The organism is Thalassiella azotivora (assembly GCF_054781695.1).
This window is the reverse complement of the sequence record NZ_BAAGTX010000004.1, coordinates 30,703-44,630: the sequence shown is the minus strand read 5'-3', so window position 1 is coordinate 44,630 and position 13,928 is coordinate 30,703. Positions and strand designations below refer to the sequence as shown.

The following is a 13,928-nucleotide window of genomic DNA, read 5'->3' as shown; positions in this document are numbered from 1 at the left end:
GCGGCTACCTCCGGAGCTCGATGACGGTCCGCCCGATCCGCAACCTGCTCCCCGGCTCCACCGGCGACGGCGCGGTCAGACGCTCGCGACCGAGCACCGTACCGTTCGTGGAGCCCAGATCCTCGACGTACCACCGACCGTCGTCGGGGTACAACCGGCAGTGACGACCGGACGCGTAGTCGTCGGTCAGCACGAGCGTCGCCTCCGGCGAGCGCCCGATCAGCACCTGCGCCTGCCCCAGCGGGATCGTCGTCCCCGCGAGCGAGCCCTCGGTGACGACGAGCTTGGTCGGGACGGCGCGCTCGGCCTGGGCCTGCCGCTTGGGTCGCTCGGGCCGCGGGGCGGGCCGGGAGGGAGCCGGGCGCTTCGCGGACCCGCCGCGCTGCACCACCCGGGTGCCGTACAGGTCGCGGCGCAGGACTCCCACGACCCCCAGCACGAAGACCCACAGGAGCGCCAGCAGGCCGAGACGGAGCAGGGTGACGGTCAGCTCGCTCATGAGGTGGGCGTCACCCGTCCAGGTCGGCTCGCGCGGAGAACCGGATCCGGGTCCGGCCCATCGTGATGGTGCTGCCGTCGACCAGGCGCGCGGCGTCCCGGCGCTCACCGTCGACGTAGGTGCCGTTCGTCGAGCCGAGGTCGCGGATGACGGCGCCGCCGTCCTCCAGCCGGATCTCCGCGTGCCGGCGGGACACGCCCGGGTCGTCCACGAGGAGGTCCGCCTCCGAGCCGCGACCCAGCACGGTCGAGCGGCTCGTCAGCTGGTAGCGGCGGCCGTCGACGTCGATCACCGGGTGCGACACGGTGGCGACGGCCTCCGTGCCGGCCGGTGCGACGGCGCCCTTCACCCGGTGCCCCTCCACCCGGTAGACGCCGGTGTCCAGCTCGTCGTCCTGCTCGAACCGGATGGTCACCGGACCCACGAACGCGTACCGCTGCTGTCGGGCGTGGGTGGTCAGGCTGTCGGCCAACTCGTCGGCCAGCGAGTCCTCCCAGTCGGCCACGCGCGCGTGGTCGTCCGCGGACAGCGTGATGACGAACGAGTTCGGGACGAGCGTGCGGCCCCGGCTGACGACGGCCGCCTGGTTGTCGGTCTCCCGCCGCAGCGCGCTCGCCAGCTCGACCGGCTGCACCTCGCTGCGGAAGGCCTTCGCGAAGGCCCCGTTCACGGCGCGCTCGATCCCGCGCTCGAACTTGTCGATGACGCCCACGACGCACCTCCCGCCCCGCTCGTTGCCGACCGGCGTGCGGGCGCACGCCGCAGGGGCCGCTGAGGGACGACCCCTCTGCGATCGTAACGGTGACCGCGTCCGATGCCCTCCCCACACGAGCTCGCGAGGGGTCCGGGGCCTTGCGACGCACTCTCGGGGCCTGTCAGGGACCGGACCTGCGTCGCTCCCGCCGCCGTCGCCGGCCGACCACCCGGGCGGCCCCTGGCCGTCCTGGCGACCGTCCCGACCGTGCTAGCCTTGCCGTCGCTCGCGCGAGTGGCGGAATAGGCAGACGCGCACGGTTCAGGTCCGTGTGCCCGAAAGGGCGTGGGGGTTCAACTCCCCCCTCGCGCACGAGGCGGCGGTGAGCCGCTGACCAGCAGAAGCACCAGAGAGCCCCGGCCCCGAGAGGGTCGGGGCTCTCTGGTGCTCCAGCCCTGGAGCCACGGCAACGACCGTCAGCGGCTGGCGCGACGACTCCGCGTACACGCCCGCCGAGGTCGAGTCCATCGATCGAGTGCTCGCGGCCGGGTTCGCGGCAGTGGCGGCGACCCGCGAGACGGATACAGAGCGGCCTGTCGTAAGACTGGCCTACCTGCGTCGCGCCTGTTGCGGGCGCCCGGCCCGAGGTGGCCGGCGCCCACGTCACCCACCAACCGGTAGATCGTCCAGCGTGTCGACGGACCCCTGTCACCGGTTGCGCAGGCTGACCACCCGCCACCGATCAAGCCCGTCCTCCCGCATGGAGCCGCTGATCGGGGGAGGCTGCTCAGCAGGTCACGCGAAGTCAGTTGTCGGGCGTTCGACCGGTCGGGCACACTCGACGCCGCGACGAGCACCAGAGAACTCGCGGTGCGTCACGGAGCACGAGCGTGACGCCGGCGGCTCCGCCTCTTGTGCGCGTCGCACTGCATGGAGTAGCTCAGCGGAAGAGCCCCCGGCTCTAGACCGGGAGGGCGCAGGTTCGAGTCCTGCCTCCATGTCTGACGTTCCGTCCTGAAGTAGATCAGTGGTAGATCACCCGCCTTGTCACGCGGGAGGGCGCGAGTTCGATCCTCGCCTTCAGGTCCATCCCGCGCAGTCGAGGAACCCCATGCACCAGGAGCTCCGGGCCGAGGCCTCCCCGTTCTACGCGATGGGGCGGCTGCGGGACGCGCTGCACGCCGCCGCCACGTCCGGGAACGAGGCCACGCGCGCCCGCGCCGCGGCGAAGGTCGACAGCTGGCGCATGGTGCTCGACGGCATGGCGAGCGGCGAGCTGGTCATCGGCAACCGCGAGCCGGTGGCGGGCACGCCGGCGTGGGTGACCCTCGAGGTCGTCACCGGCGGTTTCGCGACCGGGCGGTACCTGGTCGAGCAGCCGCTGGACGCAGACGAACGCGCCAGGCTGGCCGACCTGCCCGCCGGCCCCGGCTCGACGCCTCGCGAGCGGCTGAACCTCTGGTACCTGAGCGACGCTGGGCAGGCCGAGCTGCTGGCCGCGCTGACCAGCGAGCGGTACCGGATCGGCCTGCCCGAGCACGCGGCGCTGACCGTCGTGGCATGGCTCGTCGACCGTGGTCACGGTGAGGCCGCGCTCGACCTGGTCGCCGAACTGCGGCCGTACCTTCATCGCCTGCGGTTCACCCCGCAGCTGACCGACCGTGCGATGCCCGCCGGCACTGCGGTCCACCTGGAGTCCGTCGGCACAGTCGCCGCCACCCTGCGGACCGCCACAGCGCCTGCGCAGCTGATCGCCATGCGGGAGACGCTCACGTTGTGGCACCCGCTCTACGACGACCTCGTCGCCCTGTGGGCGGAGACCGTCGACGGCGAGCTGCCGCACCTCGTCACCGGCGAGGGCGCCACCAGCGTCGAGGGCGGCTGGCCAGCCAGCCGCTTCCCGGGCGGTTGGGCGGCGCGGCGTGCCGAGTGGCTGAGCCGCTACGCGGCAACCGTGGACCGGACGACCGCGTCCAGCCGGCACCAGCACCCCAAGAGCAACTTCACCCGGCTGCGGCGTGCCCTGGAGTCGGCCGGGGACGACGGCACCGGCCTGTCCGGCCGTGACGTGGGCTGGGTACGGAGGGCGCTGGCGAACACGGTGACCCGTCACGGGGCTCCGGGCAGCGAGGCCCGGGCCTCGCTGCGGGCCGTTCAGGCCGTCATCGCGGGTCGGCCGACGAACGCCGCGCTGGCGCACGTCGTCGCCGGCCGACTCGACCGCTTCCCCGCGGACGGCGGCATCCCGGACCTCGATCCGGTCGTCAGTGACATCACGGACGCGGAGGCGCCGGCGATCGGCGACGGCCTGGCCGTGCCCGCATCCGTCGTCCGGACGGTGAGCCGCGCCCTCGAGGCGCCCGTGGAGGAGCTGGTCGGGCGGGGGGTGATCGGTTCCGGCGAGGTCCTCGCGCGGGTGCTGCCGCAGGTCACAGCGCAGTACGTCTCGGCGAGCATCGACGACGCGGTGCTGGCCGGACTGCACGCCCGCACCTACACGGCGTTCCGGCGCCGGCGCAGTCTGCTCCTGCTCAACCTCGAGCACCAGGTGCGATTCGAGGAGCTCCCTTGGGTCGCGGCCCTGTCCGGCTTCCGCGCCGCCCCCGGCCGGTCGCCGCAGGCGGCGCGGCAGGCGCTCCAGCGAGCTGTCCTCCTGGCCCTCGACTCGTTCCCGGAGCGGATCCTCCCCAACCCCCTGGTGCGCGAGTTCGGCGCCCTCGCCACCGCGGCGGACGTGCGGCTCCCGCTGGTCGAGGAGGTGGCCGCGGACATCTTCATGGGCACCTTCACGACGAAGTGGCGGACCGCGGCGAAGTTCGCCAGCGAGAGCCTCCAGGGCTCGCTCTACGCCCGCTACTACGACCTGCCCGCCCCGGAGTTCTGGTTCTCCAACCCGGAGCCGACCGGCTGGACACGGAGGCTGCAGCGCCGATGGGGCAAGGAGACGACCGCCGACTTCACCGCGCTGTGCAACACCCGCGCGGCCGAGGCCGGCCGGGCCGAGCACTCGTGGAGCGTGTCGGCCAACGGCGCGGTGCTCGAGCAGAGCCAGATCCTCACCACCCACAACCTGGTCGCGCTCACGGTCGGACTCGACGTGCAGTCCGCTCTACGGGAGCGAGCGCCGGAGCTTGCCGAGCAGGTGCTCACCTGGGTGCTGCGGACACACGCGCAGCTGCCGAGACAGCACCACGCGGCCCTGCAGGCCGTCAAGAACGTCTCATACGCCTGGAGGCAGGCGATCTACCTGCTCAGCTTCTGCGACGAGGGCTCCCAGAAGGCCGCGGTGCGCCGCCTCATCGAGGCCACGGCCAACGGCACTGCCGGTCGGCTGCGGCCGGTCGTCGACGGGCTGGCTCACGTTCTCGCCGGCGGCGGCTTCACCACGGACGGCTTCGCCGACGAAGGAACCGGACGACGCCTCCTGGGGTGGTCCGTAGGGGAGCACTGGCTTCTCGGGATGGTCGCCGCCCCTCGCTGACGGCGCAGACGGTCAGGAGCGGCCCGGCGCACTGGTGCTCCCGCGCGCCCAGCCCCTGCAGCGGCGCAGTTCCGGGCCCGGTAGGCCACCGGAACTGCGTCCGTGCAGCGCACGGTGTCGCAGACGGCCCGGGGACCGTCGCCGAGCACGCGCTGTCGCCGCGCGCGTCGGCACTACGGTCGCCGCGTGAGCCACGAGCAGGTCGGCAGACGCCCTCAGTACGAGTCGATAGCGCAGGCGTACGCGCGGCACGCGGCCGTCAACCCGTGGAACGCGGCGTACGACCGACCGGCGGTGCTGGCGCTCGCGGGCGAGGTCGACGGGCTGCGGGTGCTGGACGCCGGGTGCGGGCCGGGCCTGTACGCCGAGGAGCTGGTGGCCCGGGGAGCGGACGTCGTCGCGGTCGACCAGAGCCCGGCGATGGTGGAGCTGGCCCGCGACCGGGCACCCTCGGCGGAGGTCCGGGTGCACGACCTCGCCGACGACCCGGTCTGGCTCGCGGACCACTCGGTCGACCTGGTGGTGTGCCCGCTGGTGTGGCACTACCTCGACGACCGCGTCGCCACGCTGAGGTGGTTCCGTCGCCTCGTGGCCCCCGGCGGGGCGGTCGTCATCTCCACCCACCACCCGGCATCGGACTGGGTGCGGCTGGGCGGGAGCTACTTCACCGAGGCCGTCGTCGAGGAGCACTGGAGCGCCGGTGGCTGGGACATGCGCTTCTGGCGGCTCCCCCTCACCACGCTCACCGAGGAGTTCGCAGGTGCGGGGTTCCACATCGAGCGGCTCGTCGAACCCCGCCCGGACCCGGACCTGGCCCGGACGAACCCAGGCGTCCACGAGCGGCTGTCGACGTCCCCGGGCTTCGTCCTGTTCCGCCTCCGGGCGGGCTGCTCCCCCGAGCGGTCAGGGAGTCACGGCACGTAGTACGTCAGCAGGTCGCTCGTCACCGGTGGGAACAGCGCCGCCATCAGCTCGGCGTGCCGGCCGGGGTAGACGTCGGGGCGGCGTCGGGACAGGCCCTCGATGCCCAACGGCCCGAACAGCAGCGGCCCCACGGCGTCGGGCGCCACGCCGCAGCCACCCACGGCACCCGGCGACTGCATGGTGCCGCCGACCACCGGTGCGCCCAGCCGGCCGTCGACGACCGGCATCCGCAGGTGCCGGCGGAACGTGGACACCACGACCTCGTCGGGGAGCTCGACGCCGGACCGGGCGAGGCGCTCGTCCAGGACGGGACGCAGCCGGTCGAGCAGGACGGCGTCGTCCGGCACGCGCACGTAGTACTGCTCCGCCTCCGGGTCCGGCTCCCCGGTGACCTCGCGGAGGACGTCACCGGCCACGGTGCCGGGCCGGTCCGCGACGGCCAGGTCGTCGCCGTCCTCGACGGACTCGGCGAGCGCGTGGGCGTGGGCCAGCAGCGCGAGGGCGGCGGCGCGGTCGGTGGCGGCCACCTCGGTGAGCAGCACGTCGTCGTCCGGGGGGCTGGTCCGGCCGGTGGCGACGACCTCGCCGGCGCGCACCACGGCCCAGGTGGTGCTGCCGTCGTGCTCCAGCAGCCAGCGCCGGCGCGGCGGGGAGTGCGGCATCCGCAGGTCGACGGCCCGCTGCGCGCCCGCCTGCAGCCGCTCCAGCGCGGGGACGTCCTCGACGGTCGCGGGCCGGACCTCGAAGCCCACGAGCGCCTCCGGACCGGGCGGCGCGGTCAGCGGACGGCGGGGTGCGATGTCGATCGCGTACTCGTAGCCGAACAGCCGGTAGAAGTAGGGGATCCCGATCATCACCTGCAGGACGTGGCCGCGCGCCGCGGACAGCTCGTGCGCCCACCCCATCAGCGCGCGGACCAGGCCACGCCCCTCGTACGCGGTGTCCGTGGCGACCAGCTCGACCTGGCCGGCGGGCAGGCGGACCGGCTCGTCGAGCCCCTCGGTCGTCAGCTGCAGCTCCTCGTCGAGGAGCGTGGCCGTGGACACCACGCGCTCGCCGTCGACGACGACGGCGCAGGTCTCCCACCCGGCGGCGGGGTCCTCGACGACGAGCCGGTGGTCCAGCGCGTCCACGGGCTCGCCCCGCTCGACGAGCAGCGCACCGACCTGGTCGAGGTCGGCGGGCGTGGCGGTACGCAGGACGAGGCCACCCGGGAGGAGACGGTCGGTCCCTCGGGCGCTCGTCGGGGTGGTTGTCGGGGTGGTCGTCGTGGTGGGAGGGGTGGTCATGCGGACGATCCTGTCGACCGCAGGTCCGAGGACGCCACGCATTTCCGGGGCAGCCGACGCGGGACGGGGACGGCCGGCCGACCCCGAACCGCCCGTGATCCGCCCTCCTCGCGACGGCCACGGCGACCGGCGACGGTCCTAGCGTGGCAGCGCCTCGCGCGGCCCGGCACCGCGTGCGGCCGCCCCGGACCAGGACCCAGGAAGGCGACGCCCATGTCCCCCGCACCCGCACCCGCACGCCGTCTCGTGGCCGGCGCCGCCGCGCTCGCCACCGCCGCCGGGCTGCTGCTCGTCGCCCCCGCGGCGGTCGGGTCCCCCGCTTCCAGCGCCCCCGACGGTGTGGCCGCGTCCCCACCCGGCGGCGTGCCGGGTGTCGCGGTCCCCGACCTCGCCTGGGGCGCGTGCCCAGCGGACGAGCCCGCGCCGCCGCCGATCACCGGCACGTTCGAGTGCGCCACCGCCACCGTGCCCCTGGACTACGACGACCCCACCGGCGAGACCATCGAGCTGGCGCTCAAGCGGCGCCTCGCGGACGAGCCGTCCGCCCGGGTCGGGTCGCTCTTCCTCAACCCCGGCGGGCCGGGCGGGTCGGGCGTGGACTTCGTGACCGTCGCCGAGCTCTTCTACGACCCCGAGGTGCTCGCGGCGTTCGACGTCGTCGGGTTCGACCCCCGCGGGATCGCCCGCAGCACGCCGCTGACCTGCTTCGCCTCGCTGGAGGAGGTGGAGGAGTTCTACGCCGACCTGCCGCCGTTCCCGGTGACCGTCCGGGAGGACCGGCAGGTCGCCCGCGCCTACGAGGGCCTGGGCCGGCTGTGCGCCGAGCGCGGCGGGCCGGTGAAGGACCACATGACGACGGCGGACGTGGCCCGCGACCTCGACGTCCTGCGCGAGGCCGTGGGCGACGAGCAGCTCACCTACGCCGGGTACTCCTACGGCACCCAGCTCGGGACGACGTACGCCAACATGTTCCCCGGTCGGGTCCGGGCGCTGGTGCTGGACGCCGTCCTCGACCCGATCGCCTGGACGACGGGCCGCAACGCCCTCGAGGGCCGGACGGTGCCGTTCAGCACCCGCCTGCGCAGCGACTCCGGTGCGTACGCGACGCTGCAGGGCTTCTTCCGGGAGTGCCGCGCCGCGGGGCCGGAGGCGTGCCCGCTGGCCGAGGGCGGCGACCCGGAGCGCCGGTACGCGCGGCTCGCGCTGCAGCTGCTCGTGCGGCCCGTCGAGGTGGAGGTCGCCCCGGGGGTCACGCAGACCGTCGGCTACGCCGAGCTCGTCGGGACCACGCTGGGCGCCCTGTACGACCCGCCGAGCTGGCCGTTCCTCGCCGCCCTCGTCGACGAGCTGGCCGAGCTGCGCGACCCGCGCGCCGCCGGCGCGGCCTGGACCGCCGTCCAGGACCGGCTCGGACTGCAGGAGGAGCCGGCGCCGCAGGTCGAGGAGGGGTTCCTCGGGGTGGCGTGCTCGGACTCCGACAACCCGCGCCACTGGCAGGCGTGGTCGGTCAACGGCCGCGTGGCGGACCTGCGCGCGCCGTACTTCGGCCGGTTGTGGACGTGGGCGTCCATCGGCTGCGAGTCCTGGCCGGTGCGGGACGCCGACCGCTACGCCGGACCGTGGACGGCCACCACCGCGAACCCCGTCCTCGTGGTCAACCCGCGGTACGACCCGGCGACGCGCTACGAGGGCGCCCAGCTCGTCAACCGGCTGCTGCCCGGTTCGCGCCTGCTCACCCTCGAGGGGTACGGGCACACCACCCTGGCGCAGAGCGCCTGCGTCGACGCGGCCGTCGCCGGCTACCTCGTCGACGGGGTGCTCCCCGAGGAGGGGGCGACGTGCGCCCCGGACGCCGGCCCGTTCGACGCCGCGCCGGCGACCCGCACCGCGGACCCACGCGAGCTGGCCCGCCAGGAGGCGCGTCGCGAGGTGGTGCTGACCGACCGCCACGGCTGGTGAGGGGGCTGGTGAGGGGGCTGGTGAGCCGGTGGTGAGCGGACGCCGCCGCTGTCGGACCACCGCGCCACGATGACCGCATGACCCCGGACGAGCTGCTCGCGTACTGCCTGTCCAAGCCGGGCGCCTGGCAGGACGAGCCCTGGGAGGGGGACGTCGTCACGAAGGTCGGGCCGAGGATCTTCGCGTTCCTCGGAGACGGCCGATCCGTGGGCGTCAAGTGCGGCCGGACGCGCGAGGAGGCCGACGAGTGGCTGGCCCAGTACCCGCAGGACGCCTCGGTGATGGCGTACATCGGCCGGTCGGGGTGGAACACCCTGCGGGTCGGCGGCGCGATCCCGGACGACGAGGTGCGGGAGGCCGTCGACGCCTCCTACGAGGCGGTGGTGGCGAAGCTGCCGAAGCGGGACCGGCCCGAGGCCTGACCCGCGCGCGTCACCGCCGCGTCACCGCCGCGCCGGCGTCACCGGGAGGAACCGCGTCATCAGCGCCGTGATCGACGGGCCCGGTTCGACCCCGATCTCCTCGGCCAGCAGCCGGCGGTACCGGTGGAAGTGCCGCAGGGCCTCCGCGACGTTCCCCTGCCGCAGGTGCAGCTCGAGCATCAGCTGGTTGCTGCTCTCGCGCAGCGGCGCCGCGTGCACCAGCGTGATGGCGTGGGTGAGCGCCTCCCCGATCCGGCCGCTGAGCAGGAGGCGCCCGACGAGGGTCTCGAGCGCGTGCAGCTGCAGCAGGCGCAGGCGCTCCCGCGGCTGCTCCAGCCACTCGTCGTCCCACTCGTGCAGCAGGCCCGTGCCGGTGCCCGGCGGCGGCGCCGGGCAGGCGCCGCTCGCGGCGTGGCCGCCGTCCTGGAGGACGGCGGTGATCCAGCGCTCCACCCGGTGCACGTCGACGTCCACGTCACCGAGCGACACGTCGTCGCGCGACGAGCGCACGACGCACCGGTCGACGCGCTGCAGGCGCCACAGCGCGGTGCGCAGGTCGGCGCTCGCGCGGCTCTGCGGGACGTCGGGCCACAGCGTCCCGGAGACCTGCTGGCGGCTGACGGGGCCGACGACCGCGAGGTAGGCGAGCAGCCGCGCGGCTCCCGCGGGGAGCAGGACCGCGTGGCCGGACCGGCCGAGGCGGAAGCACCCGAGGACCTGGAGCAGCCAGGTCCGCTCCGGGTCCGGGGCGGGTGGGTCGGCGTTCACGTGGACGCTCGGCCCTCCCGTCGTGGCCCCCCGGCAGACACGGTCGCATCATCGCACCGCCACCGGGGGTTGCCCCGGACGGACACGGTGCCCCGGACGCGCACGGACCCGGTCCCGCTGGGGCGGGTACCGGGTCGTGGTCAGCCGCGGGCTGCGCCCGTCACGTCAGCCTGCGCCCGTCACGTCAGCCTGAGTTCGTCACGTCAGCACGGACTCGAGGTGGCAGCACATCCCGTCGTCGTCCGCCGCCACCCGCAGCCCCCGGACGCCGTACGCCACCTGCGTCTGCTCGGGGTGCCCGCGGCGCAGGGTCACCACGACGGGGACGTGCTCGGCGAGCTCGGCGTCGAAGGTCCGGCCCGGGTGCTGGCCGCTGACGTCCGACAGCTCCTTGAGCAGCGGGCCGTTGAGGAAGGCGACGCTGGACCGGCTGGTCGGGTACAGCTCGTCCCAGCGGGCGGCGGAGACGACCGTCGCGGCGCTGACGAACACGTCCTGGTACTCGGGCGTGACCGGGACGTCGGCCACGGCGGCCCAGTACGTGAACGCCGTGGTGACGTCCGCGTCCGCGACCCCGAGGTCGTGCAGGGCCTGCCGGAGCTCCGGCGTGCAGACGAGCGGTGCGCCGTCGTCCGTGGGGCGGACGTGCTTGACCAGGAAGTCGACGCGGATGCCCACGTCACACCGCCTTCGCGGCGTGCAGCGCGTCGATCTTCGCCTTGTACTGCGCGATGAGCGTGTCGTAGATCGCGACCGTCGACTCGAACGTGGCCCCGTCGATGGTGCCGGCGCCGAGCTGGTCGGCCAGCTCGTTCTCCCGCTTCTCGAAGTTGACGAGGTCGTTCTGGTAGAGCTGCACCAGGCCGAGGGTCGCCTCCGTCTGCGCCTGCTTGACCGAGAAGCGGACGTCGTACAGGTACAGGTACTGGTTGATGTACTCGTTGTCGAAGAAGCTGTGGGACTCGTACGAGCTGGCGGCCACGCTCGTGAAGACCTGCATCCCGAACCCGAGCGACTCGGACTTGGTGTCGCTGGTGTAGGAGATCGACGCGCTGCTGCCGAAGCTGAGGATGATGCTGCTGAGCACGTCGAAGACCTTGCCGGCGACGTAGAGCTCGAGGTTCGCCATCGCGCCGACCTCCGACCCCAGGGCCTTGGTGGCGTCGGCGACGGCGTCCTCGTTCACGCCCGTGCCCGCCGGTGCGGGGGCGCCGGAGAAGACCGCCTTGCTCAGCGCGTCGACGACGTTCTTCATGGTGTCGAGGCTGAACTCCTTCTGGTGCATGAAGTCGGTCTTGCTGCCGCTGGTGAACTGCTTGGCGTCGTCGGGTCGACGCCTCCTGGCGCCGGGCGGTAGTCGACAGGCCGGGGCGTCCACGAGCCGTCGTCCGCTCGTCCCGGCGACGTGGGCGCGCCGGCCCCCGTCGCGTCGACGCGGCGTCACGGGATGCGCGACGGATCGTCGCGATCGCGACGTATCGGGACGCCGCGCGTGCTCTCCTGGTGTCAGGACCTGCGACCGGGCCCGGGGTCGATGCCACCCGGCCCCGGCCCGGTCGGGGTCCCGGGCGGCAGGCGCTGCCGCCCGGCGCGGCCGGCAGGAGGCGCTGTGCCCAGGCTCAAGCAGCACGACGGGCGTCTGAACGGCCCGGAGCTCCAGCAGCTGCGGGACGCGCTGCTCGACGCGTTCACGCTCGGCTCGCTCACCGAGATGCTCCGGTTCCGGCTGGACCGTCACCGCGAGCACCTGTCGCTGGCCAACGACCTGCCCACGATCGTGCTGGACGTCCTGACCCGGGCCGAGTACGAGAGCTGGACGGCGGAGCTGCTCACCGGCGCCCGGGCGTCCAGCCCGCAGAACGCCCGGCTGCTGGCGGTGGCCCAGCAGTTCGGCCTGGCCACGGCGACCCCGCCGCGGCGCGAGCTGGAGCTGCGGATCACCGAGGCCGGGGGACTCCTGGACGTCGTGCGGTGGCGCGAGCGCCTCGGCCGGGCCGAGGGGCGCGTCTGCCGGGTCGAGGTCACCGGCGCCGACGGCGCCGGGGAGGCGCTGGGCACCGGGTTCCTGCTGGGGCCCGACCTCGTGCTGACCAACCACCACGTCGTCGCCCCCGTGCTGCGCGGCGACGTCCCCGCCACGCGGCTGGCGTTCCGGTTCGACTACAAGGTCCTCGGCGACGGCGTGGTGCTCAACCCCGGCCGGGTGCACCGGGCGGCGCCGGACTGGGACGTCGACCACAGCCCGCCGAGCCCGCTCGACGAGCAGGTCGACCCGCCGCAGGCGCCGGGCGCGGACGAGCTCGACCACGCGCTCGTGCGGCTCGCGGAGCCCGCCGGCTCCGAGCCGCTCAGCGCCGGCGCGGGTGCCGAGGCGGACGCCCCACCGCGGGGCTGGTTCGAGCCGCCGGTCTCGCCGCACGACTTCACCAAGCACCCCGCGCTGTTCATCCTCCAGCACCCCGCCGGCGGCCCGCTGCGCCTGGCGGTGGACACCGACGCGGTCCTGGGCACCGCGGGGCCGGACGGCGCGCCCACCCGGGTGCGGTACCGCACGACGACGGAGCCCGGGTCGTCCGGCTCGCCGTGCTTCGACGCCGACTGGAACCTCGTCGCCGTCCACCACAGCGGCGACCCGAAGTACCTCACCGGCGCGGCCCCCCGCTACAACCAGGGCGTCCCGGTGGCCGCCGTCCTCGCGCTGCTCGCGGCGCGCGGCAAGGCGGACCTGCTGGGCGCCCAGGAGCCGTGAGGTCGCCATGGAGCTGCTCACCGCGGAGGACCGGACGGCGCTGCACTCGGCGCTGCTCGACGCGTACGGCACCAAGGAGATGCTCAAGGACCTGCTGATGGGGTCCGCCGGGGAGACGCTGGACCGGATCAGCACCGCCGGTGACCTGCCCGGCATGGTCGCCGACCTGGTCGGGAAGGCCGCCGCGGCGCCGTGGCTGCCGGAGCTGCTGGCCTGGGCGAGCCGGACGCGACCGCCCGAGCACCCGCTGTCCCGGTTACGTGACGTCGTGGACAAGCGCGCGGCGATCCGCTCGGTCGTGCACCCCGACGACCCGCTGCTGTCCTACCGGGTGGTGGGCCAGCCGATGGCCGACCGCACGCGGCTGCGGGAGGCCCTGCGCCGCCTGGACTCCGGCAGCGGGTCGCGGGTCCTCGTCGTGGACGGCGACCCGGCCACGGGCAAGTCGCACACCGTGGCGCTGATCTCCTACCTGCGCGCGCGGCGCCTGTTCCGGCTCGCGGACGTCAACCTCGAGCTGCTCGCGCGGACCGAGACGACGCCGATCTCGGCCCCGGTGATCGGGCGCAGCATCGCGCTGCAGCTCGGGCTGGAGGGCGCCCCCGTGCCCACCGAGGAGCAGGAGACCCGGTGGGTCGGCGACTACGTCGACTGGCTGCTGGGGGCCCTGGGCAGCGACCCGACCGTGAACTGGGTGGTCGTCGACGGCTTCAGCAAGGTCCCGGTGACCGTCGCGGCCACCTCCCTGATCGAGCGCCTCGGGTACCGGGCGTACGTGAACTTCCCGACCCTGCGGCTCGTCCTGCTCGCCTACGACGACGTCGACGAGCTGGACCCGCTGCTGCCCGGCCGGATCGAGCACGAGCGCGTCGGCCGGATCAGCGTGGAGGAGCTGCGGCTGGGCCTGCTGCGCTTCTTCACCCAGGAGTACCTGGAGCAGCAGGCGTCCGAGGGCGACCTGGACCCGGACGTCGACGCCCTGCAGGCCCGGGTGGAGACGTCCGTCCAGCGGGTGCTGGAGCACGTGCACGACGACGACCCGCTGCGGATGGTGCGGCTGCGGCGCGCCTGGCGGGCGGAGGTGGCCGGGGCGCCGGACGCCTCCGGTGCGACCCCGGAGGTCTCCGGGGTGGGGAGCTGACC

Annotated in this window: 12 protein-coding genes and 2 tRNA genes; 8 read left to right on the top strand and 6 right to left on the bottom strand. The window is 74.3% G+C overall.

Annotation, left to right across the window (positions count from 1 at the left end; genetic code table 11):
- Positions 1-4 precede the first annotated feature (4 nt).
- Both ACYVQV_RS03985 and ACYVQV_RS03980 read right to left on the bottom strand, forming a co-directional pair.
- The gene (locus tag ACYVQV_RS03985) at positions 5-499 is read right to left on the bottom strand and encodes an FHA domain-containing protein FhaB/FipA (RefSeq protein ID WP_461021971.1); all 495 of its coding nucleotides are present in this window, start codon (positions 497-499) and stop codon (positions 5-7) included.
- A 10-nt stretch (positions 500-509) separates the two neighbouring features.
- The gene (locus ACYVQV_RS03980; protein ID WP_461021970.1) at positions 510-1,211 is read right to left on the bottom strand and encodes an FhaA domain-containing protein; all 702 of its coding nucleotides are present in this window, start codon (positions 1,209-1,211) and stop codon (positions 510-512) included.
- 270 nt (positions 1,212-1,481) lie between these two features.
- Here ACYVQV_RS03980 and ACYVQV_RS03975 point away from each other — a divergent pair.
- From ACYVQV_RS03975 to ACYVQV_RS03960, 4 genes are all read left to right on the top strand, one after another.
- Positions 1,482-1,565: transfer RNA gene (locus tag ACYVQV_RS03975), tRNA-Leu, on the top strand.
- Positions 1,566-2,206: 641 nt separating this feature from the next.
- A tRNA-Thr gene (locus ACYVQV_RS03970) sits at positions 2,207-2,282 on the top strand.
- Positions 2,283-2,304: 22 nt separating this feature from the next.
- Positions 2,305-4,674, top strand: coding sequence for a hypothetical protein (locus tag ACYVQV_RS03965; protein ID WP_461021969.1), 2,370 nt, complete (start codon positions 2,305-2,307; stop codon positions 4,672-4,674).
- Positions 4,675-4,860: 186 nt separating this feature from the next.
- Entirely contained in the window at positions 4,861-5,598 is a 738-nt protein-coding gene (locus ACYVQV_RS03960) for a class I SAM-dependent methyltransferase (protein WP_461021968.1), read from the top strand.
- Here the strand turns inward: ACYVQV_RS03960 and ACYVQV_RS03955 are convergent.
- The gene (locus ACYVQV_RS03955) at positions 5,586-6,887 is read right to left on the bottom strand and encodes a GNAT family N-acetyltransferase (protein ID WP_461021967.1); all 1,302 of its coding nucleotides are present in this window, start codon (positions 6,885-6,887) and stop codon (positions 5,586-5,588) included. The two genes, ACYVQV_RS03960 and ACYVQV_RS03955, sit on opposite strands and share 13 nt — an antisense overlap.
- Before the next feature lie 213 nt (positions 6,888-7,100).
- Between ACYVQV_RS03955 and ACYVQV_RS03950 the strand changes: the two genes are divergently transcribed.
- Together ACYVQV_RS03950 and ACYVQV_RS03945 are read left to right on the top strand one after the other, a co-directional pair.
- Positions 7,101-8,846 carry an alpha/beta hydrolase gene (locus tag ACYVQV_RS03950; RefSeq protein ID WP_461021966.1) on the top strand — a complete coding sequence of 582 codons (1,746 nt, stop codon included), beginning with the start codon at positions 7,101-7,103 and terminating at the stop codon, positions 8,844-8,846.
- A gap of 77 nt (positions 8,847-8,923) precedes the next feature.
- Entirely contained in the window at positions 8,924-9,268 is a 345-nt protein-coding gene (locus ACYVQV_RS03945) for an MmcQ/YjbR family DNA-binding protein (protein ID WP_461021965.1), read from the top strand.
- A gap of 21 nt (positions 9,269-9,289) precedes the next feature.
- Here the strand turns inward: ACYVQV_RS03945 and ACYVQV_RS03940 are convergent, their stop codons facing one another.
- The 3 genes from ACYVQV_RS03940 to ACYVQV_RS03930 all read right to left on the bottom strand — a co-directional run bounded on the left by ACYVQV_RS03940 (position 9,290) and on the right by ACYVQV_RS03930 (position 11,480).
- Positions 9,290-10,036 (bottom strand): AfsR/SARP family transcriptional regulator, encoded by a 747-nt coding sequence (locus ACYVQV_RS03940; RefSeq protein WP_461021964.1) that lies wholly within the window; start codon positions 10,034-10,036, stop codon positions 9,290-9,292.
- Between the two features lie 198 nt (positions 10,037-10,234).
- Positions 10,235-10,714 carry a hypothetical protein gene (locus tag ACYVQV_RS03935; protein WP_461021963.1) on the bottom strand — a complete coding sequence of 160 codons (480 nt, stop codon included), beginning with the start codon at positions 10,712-10,714 and terminating at the stop codon, positions 10,235-10,237.
- Position 10,715: 1 nt separating this feature from the next.
- On the bottom strand, positions 10,716-11,480 hold the full coding sequence (locus ACYVQV_RS03930; RefSeq protein WP_461021962.1) for a hypothetical protein: 765 nt from the start codon (positions 11,478-11,480) through the stop codon (positions 10,716-10,718).
- 165 nt (positions 11,481-11,645) lie between these two features.
- Between ACYVQV_RS03930 and ACYVQV_RS03925 the strand changes: the two genes are divergently transcribed.
- On the top strand, positions 11,646-12,785 hold the full coding sequence (locus ACYVQV_RS03925) for a trypsin-like peptidase domain-containing protein (protein WP_461021961.1): 1,140 nt from the start codon (positions 11,646-11,648) through the stop codon (positions 12,783-12,785).
- Positions 12,786-12,792: 7 nt separating this feature from the next.
- Positions 12,793-13,926 (top strand): effector-associated domain EAD1-containing protein, encoded by a 1,134-nt coding sequence (locus ACYVQV_RS03920; RefSeq protein ID WP_461021960.1) that lies wholly within the window; start codon positions 12,793-12,795, stop codon positions 13,924-13,926.
- Positions 13,927-13,928 lie beyond the last annotated feature (2 nt).

Bases quoted from the DNA above. Each gene is read 5' to 3' on its own strand.
- ACYVQV_RS03920 (WP_461021960.1), top strand. From the start codon at position 12,793: ATGGAGCTGCTCACCGCGGAGGACCGGACGGCGCTGCACTCGGCGCTG.
- ACYVQV_RS03985 (WP_461021971.1), bottom strand. From the start codon at position 499: ATGAGCGAGCTGACCGTCACCCTGCTCCGTCTCGGCCTGCTGGCGCTC.
- ACYVQV_RS03955 (WP_461021967.1), bottom strand. From the start codon at position 6,887: ATGACCACCCCTCCCACCACGACGACCACCCCGACAACCACCCCGACG.
- ACYVQV_RS03945 (WP_461021965.1), top strand. From the start codon at position 8,924: ATGACCCCGGACGAGCTGCTCGCGTACTGCCTGTCCAAGCCGGGCGCC.
- ACYVQV_RS03965 (WP_461021969.1), top strand. From the start codon at position 2,305: ATGCACCAGGAGCTCCGGGCCGAGGCCTCCCCGTTCTACGCGATGGGG.
- ACYVQV_RS03950 (WP_461021966.1), top strand. From the start codon at position 7,101: ATGTCCCCCGCACCCGCACCCGCACGCCGTCTCGTGGCCGGCGCCGCC.